Origin of the sequence: Rothia sp. HC945, from assembly GCF_051370785.1 — a bacterium.
Classification (GTDB): domain Bacteria; phylum Actinomycetota; class Actinomycetes; order Actinomycetales; family Micrococcaceae; genus Rothia.
The window spans coordinates 143245-162504 of record NZ_JBFCSN010000004.1 but is presented as its reverse complement, the minus strand read 5'-3'; the positions used below and the strand labels follow the sequence as shown (position 1 = coordinate 162504).

Here is a 19260-nt window from a genome sequence, read left to right as displayed (position 1 = left end):
GAAGAACCCCCGCCATTTAAACGTGGAAGTCACAAACTAGCGATCACTCGACCTGGATCGGAGGCGCCGTCAGGTGTCCCAGTGAGGGACCCTCATACGGGTGCCCGTTTATTGACGCTTTGAGCGCTTTCCCATCTGCATGCACCCACCCAATCAGGTGCCCCTCACCTCGCTCGGAAATCGGTTAGGAGTTGTCCCGCAGCATTCCAGCCGTTCATGCCATGAACTCCAGCTCCAGGCGGTGTGGCAGACGAACACAGATAGATTTCGCGCTTGGAACAACGATAGGGATGGAGCCCGAACCTGGGACGGAATATCTGTTGAAGTCCACCGAGCGACCCACCAGCGATGTCCCCGCCATACAAGTTCGGATTCATGCTTGACAGCGTTTGAGGCTTGGTGACGGCAGTCTTGACAACCTGCTTCTTGAAACCGGGGGCGAATCTCTCAATCTGGTTTTCAATCACCCTCTTCACGTCCCCGTTGTACCCAAAGGGAACATGCGCGTAGGACCACACGATATTGCCGGACTCTCCCTCGAGCCGAGTGGGATCAGCTTGGTGTTGTTGGCATACCATCACGAATGGATGCGAGGGCATCACGCCCTGGTGAACATCGCTTTCAGCTTTCTCCAGCTCCCGCAAGTCGCCTCCGATATGCACCGTGCCAGCTCGGCAGACTTGCGGGTCTGACCAATGGATGGGTCCATCCAGCAGAAAATCAACTTTGCTTACCCCGATACCGTGTTTCCACCGTGAAAGTGGTTTCGCGTAGCGAGGGGTAATGCAGTTTCCTGCGATCCGCAGCAAGTCGCGTGGCATCACATCGAAAATCACCGCATCGAAATCAGAGAGCCCCCGCATGTCGTGGATGGGGCGGTTGCAGACCACTTCCCCTCCGTCTGACTCGAAACGCCGAATCAGGGCATTTACGATGCTCTGGCTTCCGCCTCGAGCCATCGGCCAGCCACTGCTCATCCCTAGGGCACCAAACAAGATCCCGAATGCACCGCTTAGGGGACTGTCAAGCGGCAACATTGAATGCAGAGCTGATCCTGCAAAAAGGGCCCGAGCTTCATCAGTCTTGAACAGTCGTCGCGCGAGAAAACTAGTACTGAGGAACCCATACTTTCCGAGCTGGAACAAGGACAGGGGATGGCGAGGAGGCCTCGTCATCGGTGTCAGAACATCCGCAATGACGTTATCGATCTGATCATATACGCCGCGATGGACACGGCCCCACATTCCAGCGTCCACTCCCAATGCTTCGCTGGTCTGGAATAACGAGTCACGTAACAGAGCCGCCTCACTGTCTTGGAAGGGGTGCGCCAGCGGGTAGTCAGGATGAACCCACTCGATGCCCCAATGTTCGAGTTTCAGCTGCTCGAACGCCGGACTGCGGATGCCAAACGGGTGCGCCGCCGCTCCGACGTCAACCACGGAACCGTCTCCCAAGAGCGGCATCGACCGGGCGGAACCGCCTGGATCTTCCTGCCCCTCGAACACCACAACGCGCTGACCCGCAGCTGCCAGGCGAGCTGCGGCCGTCAACCCGTTAGGCCCCGACCCCACAACTGCAACTCTCAACATCGTCGCCCTCTCCTGCCAAGACCCAACCAGAGTCATTCAATATTCGAATGCCTCTTGCATCGCTTCTGTCCAATGTTATTATCAAACCGTCATGTATCGCGAGCCACAGACGGGGGTATTTGATATGACAATCCAGACCATCAAGGGTGCGGCACAGGCAAATCACGTCGACATGGACACTCAAGATCACACGAGTCTGACTTCAGGTGAACCGCTCGCCGCCACTCCCGCAATCGCTGCCACCGCAGGAGCCGCCCTAGCAGGTGGCGCATTTGCCGGAGGATATGCAGCAGAAGAAGCAGCGGACAAGTAAGCTGTCTTCTTCGCAACACAACATCTAGAACCACATGCGATAGGAGAAATCTTCATGAACACGATTAGAACTTCTTCAGCTCTTGAAAATATCTCTATTGACTCACCGACTGGCACCGAAGTCGCAGAAGGCGGCACTCTCGCAGCAACACCGGCTGCCTTCGCAGGTGGGGTGGCTGCTACAGCTGGCCTGGCCGGTGCCGCGGCCGGTGGCGCAGCCATTGGCGAAGCAACTGACTAGCCGATACTAGGTTTCAAAGGAGCGAGAGAGTCTCGATGAGTCTTACGCAAAAAAAATATGGGTTTATGGTTGGTTCCCACTGGGTGGAAGTTCTCGGTGAAACCAAAGCCGTGCATCCCAAATGGTCGGTTCTGATCGACGGTGAGTCCGCGGACACCAAGAATCTGACCGGCGAGTTCCAGCTGTCCGCTACGGTGGACGGGAAACACCTGTCAGTTGATATCGCGCAAGGTGGCTTCGGGGACGTGGACGTAACTGTTGAACTGGATAATTCCAAAATTCAAGAGTTCAGTGGTTTCCTCCTGTGAAATTCCTACGTCAGATTAACTTCACTGAATGCATCCGCATACAATGCGTCTAGCTAACTCTCTCCGCCTGATATTAACCCGGCCCCCCTCCGAAAACGCCGTTGTACTAGCTACCGAACGGATATCGTCCCTGGGGACATTGCAGTCCGGGATGGAAAATCTTGTACTTCGCGAACATCGAGATGAGGGGGGCCTGGGGCACTGGAGTAGCCGTAACACGTGTCGAAACTCAGCAAAAAGGCCACATAAACTCCTCATCAGAGTGCGAAACTTTTTGTATAGCAGGCCACATTTCGATGACGTCATACACGGTCTGACGACAGGACTAGGTGCATTTCAACTCAGTGGAGCAGGTGGGGCCAAGCTTCGCGGTTCCGTGGCCCTGTCCCTGGCGGCGATCCAATTGGTTACTGCGCCCAAAAGTAACGTCGGCGGCGACGGTTCGGACCAAGTCCGATTCCTAGTCAACACCTTGATTGGAGTGCATAGGGTCGCTGATTCCGAAAAAATACGGCGAGCCGCGATTTGGGCTGTGGCATTGCAGGCCGGTTTGTCGTATTTTGTTTCGGGGGCCACCAAAATCAGCGGTTCGGACTGGCGAAGCAACCAAGCCCTTCTAGGGGTTATGCGAACCCGAGCGTACGGCCACAAGCGCATGTGGGAAATGATTCGGAAACACCCTCAGGTTTCCAGATTCTTAGAGATATCGACCATAGGTCTGGAAGTGTCCTATCCGCTAGCATTTGTGGGCAACAAGTCACTCACGAACTTGTTGGTGGTTGGAGTTTCTGGCATGCATCTTTCCATCGGCTATTTTATGGGCCTCAATAGGTTCATTCCGGCTTTCCTGTCTTTGCAGCCAGCCGTGATGTTCTGCGCGGATCGCAATTCAAGAAACGAATCGCCGTTGCCCAAAATGTATCTTGCCACCGTCGCGGCAGTTCTGGGGGCTGGCGCGACTGTGCGCCTGTGCGATCGGCACATGATGAAGTCAGCACCAATCTTTGGCAAGGTACTTTATACAGCGTCCGGCGCCAAAATTAACTACGAGCACTTCGAGGCACGAACTGTCGGAGAACATACAAAAACTATCTATTTTGAAAACGGATTGTCGGCATCCAAGGAGTACTGGCTAAAGATCGTCGAGGAGGTCTCTCGAGAGCATAACTGCGTCATCTACGACAGACCGGGGTTTGGCTATTCAATGTCGTCAGCACAACTGGGCTCTTGGCAGGACTACGAGGCCAACCTTCAAGCCCTCATTGAAGCCACGACCCCTCCGGAACAAGATGTTGTCCTGTGCGGACACTCCCTGGGAGGGCACCTTATAGATACCAGGGGTTTCAGAACGCTGAAGCAACCACTGCGGGCGACTATCCTCTTGGATCCAGCGAGCCCCGAGGCGTATCGCGAACAGCATGAAGGCGATGAGGCAAAAGACGATGGGTTCGATCGCAGCCTTAGGAGTATGAGCTCAAACACTTATATAGGGCTTGGGTGGATGCTCGACCCGGCATTGTGGCAGAACGCCGTTAGCAGCACGGCCAGGGCAAGGTATCTAGGTCGGCTATACAGGCAACCAGCTATTTGGCGCGCTTCCCGGGCCGAGTGGTCGGAGTACCTCAGAGAGGTGCGCAACGGGGTCAGGCGCAAAAGCCACTACCCGGTGCTCATCATCGTTGCCGGGCAAACGAAACAACGGAACTCTTCATACCTGGACACCTATAGAGGCATCATCGACAGTGCCCCAGGGCCGTCGAGACTCGTAACTGTCGAGGGGGCGACACACGATGGCTTGTTGTCCACGACCGATCATGCCCGGAATGCCGCTGATCAAATCGTTAATTTCCTTAAAGAAGTCGAACCGCAACTTGGGAAATCCCATGAATCGTAGAGCGTTTGAAAGTCTTTTTCTAGTGGGTGCTACTGCGTGGTTGACCGTGACTACCTTCACGCAGCACCCAAATCGGTCCTTTGATCGGTTGAGGGCCCTGGACCGGTACACAATTACGATACCTAACTGGCGTTTCTTCGCACCGAACCCAGCTAGTCACGATTTCATCTTTGGCGTACGCTACCGCCTGATCGGCGAAACCGATTCCAGCGACTGGGAAATGATCAATACCTACACCGACCGTCGCATAAGCCACATGATCTACTACCCGCACCGCCGTATAGAAAAGTCGCTATCAGACATCAGCGGTCGAGTTCTCGAACAGCTGGCTCGTCATCCGGAGAGTCTGTCAGCTTCCCCGGACTACAAATTGCTGGTCGCACGGGCTCGCAAGCACGTGCGTCAAGTCTCCGGGGACAAGGCTGAAAAGTTCCAATTCCTCCTGGCCGCCGACTCCGGTTACGACACGCAAGAGGACCTGCACGAGTACTATGTCTCGCCCGGAATCGACTACCACCAGCTAGACCAATGACCACACCCTGGAAAAGCTATGGCCGCGACTTCGTAGATATATATGACGACCTGTTCGCGGAAGACGAGGGCGAATTCGACGTCATCCGTCAGGCTCTCAACTTGAGCAGTAACCAGATGCCGAAGTGCCCCACTGCTCTCGACCTAGGTTCAGGTAACGGCCGTTTAGCTGGATATCTGATGTCTTACGGATTCTCCTACACTGGTATTGACCTCAGTTCGGAGATGGTCGCGTCCCTGAAGGACAAACACGGTTCGAACCCAGCGTTCGAGACGGCCGTCGTGGCCGATATATCCGATACGTACCTCGACAACGAGTCCTTCGACGTGATTTTGGTGTGGGGCCTGACGATGTCGCTACTGGATCTGGACACCCAGCAGCGAGTTATTGGCCAGGCTCATCAGCATCTCAAGCCTGGCGGAAGGCTGATCTTTCAGTTCGCCCGCAGGAGCCTCTTCGAGCAGGGCTTCCCCCAACAGGCGGAGTTTCAGTTCCCTCGTCGTCACGGCGGATTGATCCGAGCTGCAGGCCATCGAACCGGAAACTGGTGGCAGATGACTTATTCGTGGACTGATTCAGGTGTAAGGAAGACTGCAGAGGACCAGGTGTTGCTCACCGACCCAGAGGATTATGCCCCCGCGCTGAAAGACGCCGGGCTCGCACACAGCTCACTGTCCGAGCTAGGCATGTTGGATCCTCAAATCTTCGGCTCTTCAGACGTCCTTGTCACAATGGATCCGATACATGCGTCCATGTCCGGAACAGTTGCCGACCATCAACCATAGAAGGACCACATGCTCGAAGGAATTCAGACTCTGCTCGCCGAAACCTCGCTGTCGTTGAGGGTGGTCATCATATTCGCCATCAGCGCCATACCGTTCGTCGAATCGTACTTCGGATCGGCTCTGGGGGTTCTGGGCGGATTGCATCCCGCAGTGGCAGTCGCTGTAGCTTCTCTTGGCAACTTCGTATCTATGGTGCTTTTAGTATATGGCGGCCAACAGTTTCATCTGTGGCGCACCAAGGGCCGTAACCCTGAGGATAGGTCCCGCAGTGTCGCTCGGTTCTACCGTCTCTTCGACAAGTACGGCGTGCCAGGTGTTTCCCTTTTGGGACAAACGGTCCTTCCGAGTCAAATCACATCGGGGCTCATGGCGACGTTGGGAGCGGACAAGAACAAAATCATTGCTTGGCAAGGGCTGTCCATCATTCTGTGGGGGGCCCTGTTCGCCGGGCTTGCTGCAGCCGGCGTGGCAGTGGTGAACTGAGGTGGTCAGCTCAGCGTGGCATGCTTCCCGTGGTGTCGTTAGTGCGCTGATCCTGCAGGAACGGTGGATGTTAGCCCTTGTGCTGTTGCTAGGCCTAGCTCAGGCGGGGGCGACCCTCTTTCAACCGTGGCTGACTGGAAATTTGGTTGCCGCGCTCTCCGACCAAGGACCTGTGACCGGTGCCGTGCTCCTTGTCTGCATCTTCTTTGTCGCGGATGCCATCATCACTGGCGTGTACTCATACGGTCTGGGAGTGGTCGCCCAACGAATCGTCTATCGGCTCAGAATGATCGTCATAGAGAAGGTAGTCCGCATGCGCATGCTTGCCTACCACCACCTTGACAGGGGCGATACATTCACGCGGATTGTCAGCGACACTTCCATCGCCTGTCTTGTGGTCTCTCAAGCTACCACGCAACTGATCACCTCAGCTTTTCTAGTTGCTGGCGGCGTCGTTCTGATGACCATTATCGATGCCCCTATGGCAGCAACTGCACTGGCCTTGTTGGGGGGTGCTAGCCTTCTGTCGCTATTCTTCGCCCGGTTGGTGCGCTCCTCAGCCATGACCAACAGGCGCAATGTGGGCGCGTTCGGAACCCAACTGAATCGCATATTGTCAGGGCTGACGACGATCAAGGCATCCGTCAGGGAAAAGCACGAAGTCAATAATATGAGCAGTGTTGCTCTGCGTGCTCGTAGGAGCGGGGTCCGGGTGTCGACTTTCAGCGCGCTCCTGCAGCCGACCATGAATGTGGGGACACAGCTTGCTCTTGCTGGAGCTATCATCGTGGGCGTGGTCCGTCTCCACGAGGGCCATATATCAATGGCTCAGCTGACAGCCTTTATCATGTACCTGTTCTATCTAGTCGCACCGCTTGTCACCCTATTCTCGGCTTTCGGACAGATCCAGCAGGGGCGCGCTTCCATGGACCGCGTTACGGAACTCATGAACCTGCCTCAAGAGGATACCGATCCTGCACATAACGACAGCATATTCGCGGACGACCAACTTCCTACAACAATTCCCCACCACGACAATGAACTTCCCATTTTGGAGTTCGACGATGTCGAATTTTCCTACGATGACACCCAGGCTGTACTGCGTAACGTGTCATTCCAAGTACCTGCCCGAGGAATCACTGCGATCGCAGGCTTATCAGGAGCGGGAAAGACCACTGTACTCAAGCTGGCAGAACGCTTCTACGAGCCGTCTTCAGGAAAGATTCTACTTGCAGGAAACGACATCACCCAGATTCCCCTGCCTTCCTTGCGTCGCCGTCTAGGATACGTTGAACAGGACTGCCCTGTCCTCGCGGGAACGCTCCGGGAAAACCTGGTGTACGAGAAGTCCTCCATACCGGAGACCGACGTATTACGGGTCCTTGACCTTCTAGGACTGACCCCAGTGCTGGACGGGCTTCCCGACGGCTTGGACTCGCACTTGGACGAAGAAGGTTCTGGCCTCTCCGGTGGCGAACGTCAGCGGATCGCACTCGCTCGAGCCCTGCTGAAAAGACCTGAAGTGCTTGTGTTGGATGAGGTGACTGCGCATCTCGACAGGGACACGGAACAGTCCGTGACACACATGATACGAGAAGTATCGCGAACTTGTGCAGTGGTCGTTGTTTCTCACCAAATTGCGCTGTTCTCCCAGGCAGACAAAATCGTCATGCTCGATGGCGGTACCGTTCGAGGTACGGGTACTCATGCAACGATGATGCGTTCCGATTCACTCTATAAACGGTTTATCTCTCAAGCTGGATGAATTCTGGTGGTCAGAAATCGGTCGATCCTGCACCAGTTCCCGGCTTATGAGGGATCTTGCTGCACGAAGACCGGGTTTCCGCGGATCGTCATTCGCCGCATTCCGTGCATAATTCGGTGCATGTTCAATATGTGCAAGTTTACCGCTAGTTGATGAATTGTGCTACACCTGGTGTCCGGAAGTCGGTCTGGTCATCTGTCACTCACCCTTGTTGCGTCGGGCTCCGGAAGAAACACCTGAAGATATCGGCATAGATAGCACTTGCTGAACATCGGCTTCTACTACGGCAACCAGACGCTTGAGGTCCTGCCTCAGTGGGGTCGGACCCTGGAAGCAGAAGGGGACCTCCGCATATCGTGGATGGTTGATATCCAGAGAGTTCAGCGGTGTTTCACGGATGCGCACGACAGCCCAGCCATCGTCCAGGGCAGCCATGGTTTTCCGGTAGTCGCGACCGCCCCCATCCTGCCCAGAGTGGTAATGAAAACCGTCGTAGTCCAGAAGTAGCCCCATGGACTTGGAACCCATATCCCATTGCGGCTTGCGCCTGGTGGTCTTCCCATTTCGTTGTACGAAGTAGCTATTGGTCAGTGTCAACGGTTCCAGACGTTCTACGAGGCGGTGACTCAGTGCTTCAGAGATGTCACGTTCAACCTGGGACGAGCACGGGACTGAGCATGCTGGGCAACCCACACCACAGGCGGTACGCCAATAGATCGGCGTCTGGTACCGGGTTCCGCATTCCGGGTCGGAGCAAACCCACCAGACGGTACTACCGGATTTCAGCTTATAGGCAGTAGGCGGAGAAGGGTTGCAGGGATCCCATTCGTCCAGGATCCGCTGTGGGGCTTCGTCTGCGAACGAGCGGCCGGGAAGCGGAGTGGAGATACGTTCGGAGGTACGCCGGTTCCGGCATGCCAGACACCCATAAAGTCCTTCGGCCGCACGGCTCTGGTTGGTGCGCGAACTGATTGTGCTATTCCACTGGTAGCCGCATCCGGGAACTGAGCAGATCCAGGCCGCTTTGTAGTCGCTTCCGGGGCGGTAGTGACTGGCTAGGTGCTGGTTTTTCTCGAGGTCCCACTCTGCTGCTAGATCGGGCCGCAGGGCAGCCAGGTCTTGTCCGGGTTCCGGTCGGCTTCGTTTCCACCCAGTCTGACGGTGACCGCAGGTCCAGCACATCGGAGTCTGGCATCGGTTGGCCACACTGGCGGCCCAAGGTCCTGTACATTCGGGACAGACCCAGTGATAGATTCTGCTGCTCGAGCCGGGAGTCACATTCTCCGGTCCGCCTGAGTTACGGGCATAATCCCAACTCTTAGCCACCTCCGGTCTGATCGTAGCCAGGTCGTTGAAGCCTGCCAGGACACGCTTTCCGGAGCAGTACGGACAGCCGCTACCCCGTGTTCTGGAGGCGATAGAAGCTTCCCAGCGATGCCCGAAGTCGAGACAGGTCCAATGAGCTTTCTTCTGACTGCCCCGCGTGACTTCCTTGGGCGAGAGAAAATTCTTCTCGTAATCCCACTCAAAGCACAGCTCTGGTTCCGTTGTCGCCAGGTCGTTGGCACCGATTTCAATCTGTTTCCCATGGCAGACGGCGCACCTCTGTCCACGGGTAATCTCGGAGACAGCGGCCTTCCAGCTGTGCCCGCAAGGGCCAAGGAACCACACGTGCTCGTTTGAGCATTCCAGGTATGTTGCCGGGTCTTTGCCTGCATTCTTCTCCGGGTGCCAGAGCATGAAGGCGGCGGCATTGGTAGCAACAATGTCCTGCGCGCAGGGTTGATCCGGCCCGTGCTTTTGGCGAGGACATTTGGCGATCTTCTGACGCTTCCGGTTGTTTGCAATCGCTTGCCACCGGTGTCCACAGCCTCCCTCGGCTACGGGGTGGACCCAGCTAAACGTGAAATTGGATGAATAAGATACGTCGACCGGGGTCAGTGGGGCATTAGCTTCATAGTCCCATTGGGCCGCGATATCGGGACGGAGGGCAGCAAGGCTGGTCCTGTATGACTTCGGTCGTCTCGGCGCGGCTGTCATGACGGGTTCCCTCTCGGTATCGGATCGTATCTCGAGCATGGTGCAACCGACTGACAACTTAAGGCCTTCGGGCCAGCGAGAGAGTTCGGTTGTCCTAACCCTGACAAGCGTCGTCTTCGTCTCCAGCCACCAAGCGGATAATCATTTGGATCTCCTCCGCAACGGAGTCATCATCGAGCCACGCCGCGATTAGACCACGCGCCTCCTCTTCGATCTCGCTGAGGGAGGTCGCCTGACCGACCGGCATGATCGCAACCCCGGTGGTTGGTGACGGCTCCCCCAGTTTGGGGATTCTGAAGACCCAGAAATCGGTCTCGGCCGTGACCTCACGATGCGCGAAGACCTCATACAACGACTCGGACCGTGTTTGTTCGTTCACTTTTGCTGCTCCTTGGGTGAGGACGGGCGTGCGCGTACTGCTCTGACATCATGTGATGGCATTTCATGTCATGGCATGTCACATGCAGTGGTCCTGGGACGTGGCAGCAATCAGAGCATCAGGGGGGGGCGACACGATGGAGCTTGTTGTTGTGTCAATCATTGCGCATGCTCCTGAAGGTCTCGATGACATTGATGATTGCGGCAACGTGCTGACTTTGTTGTTCGGCAAAGAGGAGATCGGCGGTGCGTGGCCTCGCTTCGGGGAGGACACTGTGCCCATTCTTCCCGGAAGAGTCGGGGTGTTGAGGGCGTATGAAGAGGATCGTATCCGACACGCTTCCTCCCAGCCTCGCCGAACGCCGCGCTACAAAACGACTCGGAATCGACCCCCCCCCCCCCCCGCAGGTTCGAGCCGAAACTGCCCTCAAGCAGACGCCACTGACCGCTGAAGTCAGCCGAGGGGCACGTTGAATCCGACGACGCCCCTACGGGTTCTCGGACAGAAGTTTCTGGCACGCAAGCGCGAATCTAGGGCGTTCGGAAGGAATCTCGGAATCATACGGATATGCCATCAACGCTCGCATCGTCCCCAAGATGGGTGACCTCACCGTCGTCAAGGCAAACCTGATCGCCTCCAGGCCTTCCTCAACGGGATCCATCCAACACGCAACGTCAATTACGCGACGTTCGACAGGACATCGGATACCCCGACCTATCGACCCACTCCTTCCGCAAGACGGCGGCCACCATGCTCGATCGGGCCGGCATGTCCGCCACAGAGATCGCAGCATATCTCGGACACGAGAATCCGTCCATGACTCAAGATGTCTACCTAAACACCTTGAAGGGCGAGACAAAGGCAGGCAACGTGATGCAGCACCAGTTGGAGGGGCTCATCTGAAAATGCGGGGTTTGTGCGGGGTCGCTGACTGTTAACAAAGAAAACCGCCCCGCATAGAAGCCTACGGGGCGGTTTTCAGTGGCTCCGACCGGCGTCGATCCGGTGACCTTACGATTTTCAGTCGTACGCTCTACCAACTGAGCTACAGAGCCAGCACATATCCTGCAGATATGCCACGACGGCGTCTCGCCTGACTTTCATCAGAAGAAATACGCCGCCAGAGCGACCCTGACGGGACTTGAACCCGCGACCTCCGCCGTGACAGGGCGGCGCGCTAACCAACTGCGCTACAGGGCCTAGAAGTTTTTTCCAACGAGCTAAAACCTTATTGGAACAAACTCAGGTGTGCAAATCGGTGATTTGCAGTACCCCCAACGGGATTCGAACCCGTGCCGCCGCCGTGAAAGGGCGGTGTCCTAGGCCGCTAGACGATGGGGGCTTAGGCCAGCTCGGGAGCTTCCTCGCTTGGACCTCCATAAGCATAATCGCCTTCGGAGCCTGAGCACAAATCGAATCGGCGAAAAGCGTCCCGAATCACAACCGACGGCCGATCCGGGGGCTTCCGAACCGACCGCCATGACGTGTCTCGAACCGGTCAGCCCCAGACGACCCCCGGCCTCGGGGCGGAATCGATGCGTTCGTCCTCGAGCTCGGGAACGATCATGACCGGGTTGTCCGAGCTGTGCAACACACCCTGCGAGGTCGAACCGAGAATCATCCCGGTCAGACCACCGCGACCACGAGTGCCGACCACGATCATGTCGGACTCCTGGCCCGCCTCGATCAAAACCTTAACCGGGGAACCGTCAATGAGCTCGGCACTGACCTCGAGCTTGGGATAGAAGCCGCTGATCCACTCCTTGGCTTGATTCTGCAGATCCTCGACCTCGCGGTACATGGCCTCGAAGTCGACCGCCGCCGGAACCCAGTTCACCGCGCCGGTGAAGGGCGCGAGAGCGTTCACCAGCTTCAGCCCCACACCCATGCGCTCCGCCTGTTCCGCGGCCTTGAGGATCGCAATACGAGCCTGGTCGGATCCGTCCGAACCGACGGCGACGCCGTGACTCGGTTGCAGGATCGTGGCATCCTCCGCGTGCCTCTTGGCCCAGTTGAGGGGAACAACAACGACCGGGCAGTGCGACTTGGCGGGCAGCGCCGTCGAAACCGTACCGAGCAGCCGTCCGAGGAACCCTCTGGCAGACCGGGACCCGACCACGATCAGCTCGGCCCGCTTGGACAGTTCGAGCAGGATGCCCGATGCGTCGCCCGTCTCCACGGTGGCGCGCAGCTCGACGTCGTCGTCCTCGACACGGCGGCGGGCCTCATCGAGAATCTGGGTGACGCCGTCCTCGAGGGCTTTGTCATCGATGACCGAATAGCCGGAGTCGAAGCCCGTCCCCGTAAACACCGGCAGGGAGTATGCGGTGACGAGCCGTACCGGCACTTTCCGCCGCTTCGCTTCGGCGACCGCCCAGGTCAGGGCGCCATAGCTCTGGTCGGAACCGTCGATCCCGACGACGACCTCGCCGTGTATGTGCCCCAGGTCCTGATGACCGGAGCCTTCCGCAACGGCGCGGGCTCCGAACGTACTGTTGGAATTCGAACCATTCGTGTCTGACATGGCGTCCCTCCTCGGGTAGTACCTACCCTCATTCTAGGACGTCCCTCACACTTTGTCCCTGGCCAGAGGTCAATTACGCGGCAAGTCTGGCGACCAATCGAGCGCGACCGACCTGGATTCCCTGCCGCCGCAAGCTCCAGGACCCGAGAGGCCCGGGCCCCGGAGCCGGGCGACGTCGGCCGTTACTGTCCGCTGCGGGAAATCTGCACCATGTCTTCACGGGGCACGACCTTGACGCGCTTGCGGGGGTTGCCCTCGGCGTCGGTCGCGTCCTGCCCGAGTGACTGTTCGTGTTCGTCAAGGGCGTGCCAACCTTCCCAAGTCGTGTACTCGATGCCCTTGGAATCGAGGAACTCGGTGATGCTTTCGGCGTCGGCCTCAGTCGCAGTGAATTCGCGATCCTCCAAGAGGTGCGTGATGGTCTCGAGCGCATCGGACTTGGTCGAGCCGATCAGGCCCACGGGGCCGCGCTTGATCCAGCCGGTCGCGTACAGGCCAGGAATCGGGGACTCGCTCTCGTCGAGAACTCGGCCTTCCTCATTGGGAATGACGCCGCGGGTGACGTCGTAGCCGATCTCCGGGAGCTCCGAACCGTGGTAACCGATCGCGCGATACACGGCCTGGACCGGGTACTCGACCGTCTCGCCCGTGGGTCGGATGCCGCCGGCACCGTCGAGTTCGTTACGCTCCATGCGGATCGCGCGGACCTTGCCGTTCTCATCGCCCACGATCTCCGCCGGGGACTGCAGGAAGTGCAGGTGGAGCCTGCGGGAAGCGGTTCCCGGGTTCTCCTTCTGCTCCTCCCGCCACTTGTCCAGCGTCTTGATGAGGGCCTTGATCTGGTTGTTGGACTCGATCGCGGCCTCGGAGGCCTCGTCGTACTGGAACTCCTCCTCGTGGAGCACGATGTCGACGTCGCGGGACTTGGCCAGTTCCCGGAGCTCGAGCGGGGTGAACTTCATCTGCGCCGGACCACGACGACCGAAAATGTGGACGTCGGTCACCGGAGACTTCTTGAGCCCCTCGTACACGTTGTCGGGAATCTCGGTCACCAGGAGGTCCTCGGCGTGCTTGGAGAGGACACGGGCGACGTCGAGCGCGACGTTGCCGTTCCCGAGAACCGCGATCTCCTTCGCGTCGAGGGTCCATTCGCGGGACACGTCCGGGTGGCCGTCGTACCAAGCCACGAAGTCGGCGGCACCGTAGGAGCCCTCGAGGTCGATGCCCGGAATGTGCAGGGACGCATCGTAGTACGCACCCGTAGCGAAGATAACGGCGTCGTAATGCTCACGCAACTCGGACAGAGTCACGTCCGTGCCGTATTCGACATTGCCGAAGAACCGCAGCTTCGGGTTCTCCATGATCTTGTGCAACGAGGTGATGATGCCCTTGATGCGCGGATGGTCGGGGGCGACACCGTAGCGGATCAGGCCGAACGGAGCAGGGTAGCGATCGAAGATGTCGATGCTGACATCCACCTCGCCGTCGGCGACGGCGTCGGACTTGGTCAGCAGGTCCGAGGCGTACACGCCGGCGGGACCCGATCCGATCACGGCGACGCGCAGCGGACGAGCGGGGTTTTCAGACACAGATATTCCTTTCATTGCCGATTTCGGGGCTGGGCCCGGGCACGGTGCAGTACGGAGGCACTGTCTTTCAGTCTAACGAGATGACGTCGAACAGGTCAGGGTGACCTTAGTAATTCTTCGTGGAACTTCATCTCCGGACCCACAGTCGCGCCCGCCGTCGAAAGGTGCGGAGGATCAGAACCTTTCGGGCTCCCGCTGGTCGGGCGGGAGCGCGTCGGGCGGCGCGGGGCGGGCGGGGCGGCACGGGCAGGAGCGGGCGGCGCGGGGTGAGGCAGGAGCGGGCGGCGCGGGGTGAGGCAGGAACGGGCGACGAAACGCTCCGGGCGTCGGGGGGCGGGGATACGGGCTGGTGAATCGGGGGCCGCGCCATGGGTTTTTCGGGTGGGCTGTTCGGTGGCTTCGGGCGGTTCTCGGCGAGGCTGAGCAGTGCTCGGCAGCGCCCAGCGGGATGAGGCGGCGCCCAGCGGGTTTCGGTGATCCCCTCCTGGGTGGCGGTTACCCGATCTGGAGGCGTTTGCCTTCGTTAGGTGGTGGTTAGACCGCCTCCTAACGAAGGCAAACGCCACACAAGCAGGTAACCGCCACCCAACAGAGCTCGACGCGCTCACGAAAAGACCCGCATACGGCCGGGAACCGCCACTCAAACGGGCAACCGCCACGCAAGAGCTCCGGGCGGGACCACGACGACGTCGGAATGCAGGCGGAAGCCGCCGCCGAATCGGGTAACCACCACGCAACGGCAGGTCCATGGCGCACGGGCAGCCACCCAACCACCCGTCGCACCCCCTCCTCGGGCCACTGCGCCGCAATCCGCCACCCAGCGACCCGCCACCCGTCGCGACCCGCCGCCCAGCCGCCCAGCGGTCCGCCGCCCTCTCGGGCCGGTAGCGAAACCTCGGTGCCTCAGCCCTGCGAGGCCGCCATAGGTCATAAGGTATGGGACATGAGCATTCGTCCTTCTTCACCCCATTCCTCCGACGACATCGAGACGCGGCCCAAGGATCCGGATCAGCGCCCCGAGGAGCGGGACACCGGCATCGATCCCGACGGCATGGGTCGAGAGGCCCCGCGGGAAAACCTCTTCCGCTACGCCAACGGTCCGTGGATCGACACCCATGAGATCCCCGCGGACCGCGGTATCGACGGCGCGTTCTACGCCCTCAGGGATCTCTCCGAGGAACGGACCCGGGAGATCATCGTCTCCGCCGGCGAGGCCGACCCTGATTCGAAGGTCGGCGCCCTGTACAACTCGTTCATGAACGAGGACGCCGTCGAGACCGCGGGCAACACACCGCTCGACGAGGATTTGGCCGTCCTGGATGCGGCAGAGGACAAGGACGGGCTGGTCGACGCTCTGGCAACGCTGGACGCCAGCGGCGTGGGAAGCCCGGTGGGCGTCTACGTCAACAACGACGCCAAGAACGCGACCCAGTACGTCCCCTACATCGTGCAGTCCGGTCTCGGACTCCCGGACGAGGAGTACTACCGGGAAGAGAAGTACGCCGAAATCCGGGAGGCGTACCGCGAACACATCGCCCGCATGTTCGAGATCACCGGCACCGCCGCGAAACTCGGCGAAACGCCGGAGTCGGCGGCGCAGCAGGTCTTCGATTTCGAGACTCGGCTTGCCTCCCACCATTGGGACAAGGTGACCTGCCGGGACGCGCACAAGACGTACAACCCCTATGACCCGGACATGCTCCGCAACGAATTCCCGGGGTTCCCATGGGGCCGCTGGATCGAGGACCTGGGCGGCAGCGAGGAGAGCTTCTCGCGCGTCGTCGTCGCCCAACCCTCCTACCTGGAAGCCTTCGCGAAGCTGTGGCAGTCCGAGACCCTGGACTCTTGGAAGCTCTGGGCCGTGTGGCACATCGTCCACGCGCGTGCAGCGTTTCTCCACGACGCCGCCGTGCAGGAGAACTTCCGTTTCTACTCCCAGCGGCTCATGGGCACCGAACAGATCCGGGACCGCTGGAAGCGAGGCGTCGGGCTGGTCGAGTCTCTCCTGGGCGAGGAAGTGGGCAAGGAATACGTCGCCCGCCACTTCCCGCCGGAGCACAAGACGCGGATGCAGGAACTCGTCGGCAACCTGATCGAGGCGTACCGAGATTCGATCTCCTCTCTCGAGTGGATGACCCCGCAAACCCGCGAGCGCGCCTTGGAGAAGCTGTCCAAGTTCACCACCAAGATCGGCTACCCGGACCAGTGGCGCGACTACTCCGGTTTGCAGATCGGCGAGAACCTCATGAACAACGTGCGGGCCGGGAACCGGTTCGAGCACGACTACGAGCTCGGGAAACTGGGTCAGCCGATCAACCGTCACGAATGGCACATGACGCCGCAGACGGTGAATGCCTACTTCAACCCGGTCCTGAACGAGATCGTGTTCCCCGCCGCGATCCTGCAACCGCCATTCTTCTCGATGGACGCCGACGACGCCGCAAACTACGGCGGCATCGGGGCCGTGATCGGCCACGAGATCGGTCACGGATTCGACGACCAGGGCGCGAAGTACGACGGGGACGGCAACCTCAACGACTGGTGGACCGAGACGGACCTCGAGGAATTCGAGCGACGCACGAGCACGCTGGTCGCCCAGTTCAACGAATACACGCCCGAGGGTCTGGACCCGGAGACGGACCACGTCAACGGCGACCTGACCCTGGGCGAGAACATCGGTGACCTGGGCGGGCTGACCATCGCGATCAGGGCCTACCGCAAAGCCCTGGAGAAACAAGGCCTGACACTGGAGACCGCACCAAACCTGGGCGGCATCACCGCTGTCCAGCGCCTCATCATTTCCTTCGCCCAGATCTGGCGGTCCAAGGCACGGGCCGAAACGGCCCGGATGTTGCTTTCGATCGACCCCCACTCCCCCGCCGAGTTCCGGTGCAACGGGACCGTGCGCAACGTGGACGAATTCCATGAGGCATTCGCTGTCCGGCCCCAGGACCCGATGTGGCTCGACCCGGAGAAGCGGGTGAGCATCTGGTGACGCCCGAGGTTCTGGTCGTCGGGTCGGTGAGCCGGGACGTCACCGTGGCAGTCGACCGGTTTCCCGCTCCCGGCGAAACCGTGGTGGGGCATTCTGTGTCCTACGGACTCGGCGGAAAGGGCGCGAATCAGGCCGTCGCCTCCTCGTTGACCGGGGTCCCGACCTCATTCCTCGGGTGCGTCGGGACCGACGAGGCGGGTAGTGGTTTGCTTTCCACGCTTCGCGAGCGCGGGGTCATCACGAAACACACGGCCACCGTCCCTGGCGACTCCGGTTCGGCGCACATCACGGTCGACGCCGACGGCGAGAACTCGATCTCGATCGTTCCCGCGGCGAACCGGTCCGTGACCCCGGACGTCGTCGCCCGGGCGCGCGACCGCAACTTCGACGGCGCATCCGTGGTGGTCGCGCAGGGAGAGATCCCCGTCGAGACGCTTGAGGAGCTCGGCCGGGCCGTGGCCGCGTCCGAGGCCCGGTTCGTTCTGAATCTGGCGCCTGCGGTCGAGGTATCCACGGAGTGCCTCGCCGCGACGGACGTGCTGATGGTCAACCAGTCTGAGGCCGAGGCTGTGACGCGCAGGCACGGTCTGTCCTCGGTGGGGGGACGGGCGTCCTTCGGCGAAGGCGCGGCGGGACCCGGGGCGCCCGAGTCCCTTGAGGATCCCGAGTCCGCCGGGGCGTCCGTGGCCGAGCGGTTGACCGAGATGGTGCGCTGCGCCGTCGTGACCTTGGGCGATTCGGGGTCGATCGTCGCGGTGCGGGCAGACAGGACCACGGGGCCCGCGATCATCAGAAGGATCGAGGCGGCACGGGTCGAGCCGGTCGTGGACACCACGGGCGCGGGGGACGCCTATGCGGGAGTTTTCGCCGCTGCGCTCGCCCGGAGACTTCGCGGCGTCGGCGGCGCCGGTTTCCGCTCGCGAGACCCGCTTCCTGCGGAGACCGTGGCCTCGTGCGCGGCGATTGCTTCACGCGAGGCGGCGAAGGTCGTTGTGGCGGCGGGGGCGTCGTCGTCCTATTCATCATTCTCAGTGGAGGAACAATGAACGTTGATCTCAATTCCGATTCCGGTGAATCCTTCGGTTCGTGGACCATGGGCGACGACGCCGCGATGGCCCAAATCGTCTCCTCGCTCAACGTGGCCTGCGGTTTTCATGCGGGCGACCCCGACGTCGCCCGCGTGACCTGTCGGGCCGCCGCCGATGCCGGGGTCGCCGTCGGAGCCCACGTCTCCTACCCCGATCTGCAGGGCTTCGGCCGCCGCGTCATGGACATGGCCCACGACGAGCTGGTGAATGCGACCATCTACCAAATCGGCGCGCTCCAGGCGATCGCGCGAGCTTCCGGGACCCTGGTGACCTACGTGAAGCCGCACGGGGCTCTCTACAACCGCATCGCCCGCGACGCCGCGCAGGCTGCGGCGGTCGCGGAAGGCATCGCTTCGGTGAGCACGGAGTTGCCGATCCTGGTTCTCCCGGATTCGGAGATCCAGAAGGCGGCACAGGTTGCGGGATTGCGCGCCATTCCCGAAGTCTTCGCAGACCGTGGCTACAACCCGGACGGGTCCCTGGTCTCCCGGCGGGAGAAGGACGCGGTACTGCACGACGCGAGAGAGATCGCCGACCGCGTGGTCCGGATGGTCGAGGAAGGCCTCGTCACCGCCGTCGACGGTTCGGACATCCGGGTCTCGGCCGAGAGCGTGTGCGTCCACGGGGACACCCCCGGGGCGGTCGACATTGCGCGAACGATCCGTCGGGGCCTGGACGACGCCGGAATCTCGGTCCAGAGTTTCGTCTGACGGCGTCGACGCCGCGCATGCACGCG

Annotated in this window: 15 protein-coding genes, 3 tRNA genes and 2 pseudogenes; 11 read left to right on the top strand and 9 right to left on the bottom strand. The window is 60.1% G+C overall.

The features are described from left to right. Positions 1-164: 164 nt before the first annotated feature. On the bottom strand, positions 165-1589 hold the full coding sequence (locus AB0Y14_RS11910) for a phytoene desaturase family protein (RefSeq protein ID WP_436589475.1): 1425 nt from the start codon (positions 1587-1589) through the stop codon (positions 165-167). Between the two features lie 91 nt (positions 1590-1680). Here AB0Y14_RS11910 and AB0Y14_RS11905 point away from each other — a divergent pair, with 91 nt between their 5' ends. The 7 genes from AB0Y14_RS11905 to AB0Y14_RS11875 all read left to right on the top strand — a co-directional run bounded on the left by AB0Y14_RS11905 (position 1681) and on the right by AB0Y14_RS11875 (position 7909). Continuing rightward, the gene (locus tag AB0Y14_RS11905; protein ID WP_436589474.1) at positions 1681-1902 is read left to right on the top strand and encodes a hypothetical protein; all 222 of its coding nucleotides are present in this window, start codon (positions 1681-1683) and stop codon (positions 1900-1902) included. A 275-nt stretch (positions 1903-2177) separates the two neighbouring features. Further along, positions 2178-2450, top strand: coding sequence for a hypothetical protein (locus AB0Y14_RS11900; protein ID WP_436589473.1), 273 nt, complete (start codon positions 2178-2180; stop codon positions 2448-2450). 376 nt (positions 2451-2826) lie between these two features. Continuing rightward, a complete protein-coding gene (locus AB0Y14_RS11895; RefSeq protein WP_436589472.1) occupies positions 2827-4344 on the top strand; it encodes an alpha/beta fold hydrolase in 1518 nt (505 codons plus the stop codon). 220 nt (positions 4345-4564) lie between these two features. Beyond that, positions 4565-4876, top strand: a complete 312-nt coding sequence (locus tag AB0Y14_RS11890; RefSeq protein WP_436589471.1) for a hypothetical protein — start codon at positions 4565-4567, stop codon at positions 4874-4876. After that, complete coding sequence (locus AB0Y14_RS11885; protein ID WP_436589470.1) at positions 4873-5661, top strand: class I SAM-dependent methyltransferase; 789 nt, start codon at positions 4873-4875, stop codon at positions 5659-5661. Before AB0Y14_RS11890 ends, AB0Y14_RS11885 begins: the two co-directional genes overlap by 4 nt. A gap of 9 nt (positions 5662-5670) precedes the next feature. Further along, positions 5671-6144: a hypothetical protein gene (locus tag AB0Y14_RS11880; RefSeq protein ID WP_436589469.1), complete on the top strand. Its 474-nt coding sequence runs from the start codon at positions 5671-5673 to the stop codon at positions 6142-6144. Between the two features lies 1 nt (position 6145). Beyond that, positions 6146-7909 (top strand): ABC transporter ATP-binding protein, encoded by a 1764-nt coding sequence (locus tag AB0Y14_RS11875; protein ID WP_436589468.1) that lies wholly within the window; start codon positions 6146-6148, stop codon positions 7907-7909. Positions 7910-8107: 198 nt separating this feature from the next. On the opposite strand, the gene AB0Y14_RS11870 is transcribed toward AB0Y14_RS11875, so the two are convergent. The 3 genes and pseudogenes from AB0Y14_RS11870 to AB0Y14_RS11860 all read right to left on the bottom strand — a co-directional run bounded on the left by AB0Y14_RS11870 (position 8108) and on the right by AB0Y14_RS11860 (position 10328). Then, positions 8108-8437: a hypothetical protein gene (locus AB0Y14_RS11870; RefSeq protein WP_436589480.1), complete on the bottom strand. Its 330-nt coding sequence runs from the start codon at positions 8435-8437 to the stop codon at positions 8108-8110. Positions 8438-8593: 156 nt separating this feature from the next. Continuing rightward, positions 8594-9949 (bottom strand): annotated as a pseudogene (locus tag AB0Y14_RS11865) (zinc-ribbon domain-containing protein); the annotation flags it as partial. Between the two features lie 94 nt (positions 9950-10043). After that, the gene (locus AB0Y14_RS11860) at positions 10044-10328 is read right to left on the bottom strand and encodes a hypothetical protein (protein WP_436589467.1); all 285 of its coding nucleotides are present in this window, start codon (positions 10326-10328) and stop codon (positions 10044-10046) included. 675 nt (positions 10329-11003) lie between these two features. On the opposite strand from AB0Y14_RS11860, the pseudogene AB0Y14_RS11855 reads away from it, so the two are divergent. After that, positions 11004-11231: pseudogene (locus AB0Y14_RS11855) on the top strand (tyrosine-type recombinase/integrase); the annotation flags it as partial. A gap of 79 nt (positions 11232-11310) precedes the next feature. Here AB0Y14_RS11855 and AB0Y14_RS11850 read toward each other — a convergent pair. From AB0Y14_RS11850 to AB0Y14_RS11830, 5 genes are all read right to left on the bottom strand, one after another. Next, positions 11311-11383: transfer RNA gene (locus AB0Y14_RS11850), tRNA-Phe, on the bottom strand. Positions 11384-11454: 71 nt separating this feature from the next. After that, positions 11455-11528 (bottom strand) — tRNA-Asp (locus AB0Y14_RS11845). Between the two features lie 69 nt (positions 11529-11597). Next, positions 11598-11670, bottom strand: a tRNA-Glu gene (locus AB0Y14_RS11840). A 156-nt stretch (positions 11671-11826) separates the two neighbouring features. Then, positions 11827-12852 carry a universal stress protein gene (locus AB0Y14_RS11835; RefSeq protein WP_436589466.1) on the bottom strand — a complete coding sequence of 342 codons (1026 nt, stop codon included), beginning with the start codon at positions 12850-12852 and terminating at the stop codon, positions 11827-11829. 182 nt (positions 12853-13034) lie between these two features. Beyond that, positions 13035-14456 carry an FAD-dependent oxidoreductase gene (locus AB0Y14_RS11830; protein ID WP_436589465.1) on the bottom strand — a complete coding sequence of 474 codons (1422 nt, stop codon included), beginning with the start codon at positions 14454-14456 and terminating at the stop codon, positions 13035-13037. Between the two features lie 1036 nt (positions 14457-15492). On the opposite strand from AB0Y14_RS11830, the gene AB0Y14_RS11825 reads away from it, so the two are divergent. Genes AB0Y14_RS11825 through AB0Y14_RS11815 form a run of 3 tightly spaced genes read left to right on the top strand, consistent with a single transcriptional unit; the run spans position 15493 to position 19234 of the window. After that, positions 15493-17436 carry a M13 family metallopeptidase gene (locus tag AB0Y14_RS11825; protein ID WP_436589479.1) on the top strand — a complete coding sequence of 648 codons (1944 nt, stop codon included), beginning with the start codon at positions 15493-15495 and terminating at the stop codon, positions 17434-17436. After that, positions 17400-18482 carry a ribokinase gene (locus AB0Y14_RS11820; protein ID WP_436589464.1) on the top strand — a complete coding sequence of 361 codons (1083 nt, stop codon included), beginning with the start codon at positions 17400-17402 and terminating at the stop codon, positions 18480-18482. The genes AB0Y14_RS11825 and AB0Y14_RS11820 overlap by 37 nt, the downstream gene beginning before the upstream one ends. Then, the gene (locus tag AB0Y14_RS11815) at positions 18479-19234 is read left to right on the top strand and encodes a LamB/YcsF family protein (protein WP_436589463.1); all 756 of its coding nucleotides are present in this window, start codon (positions 18479-18481) and stop codon (positions 19232-19234) included. Before AB0Y14_RS11820 ends, AB0Y14_RS11815 begins: the two co-directional genes overlap by 4 nt. Positions 19235-19260: the final 26 nt, after the last annotated feature.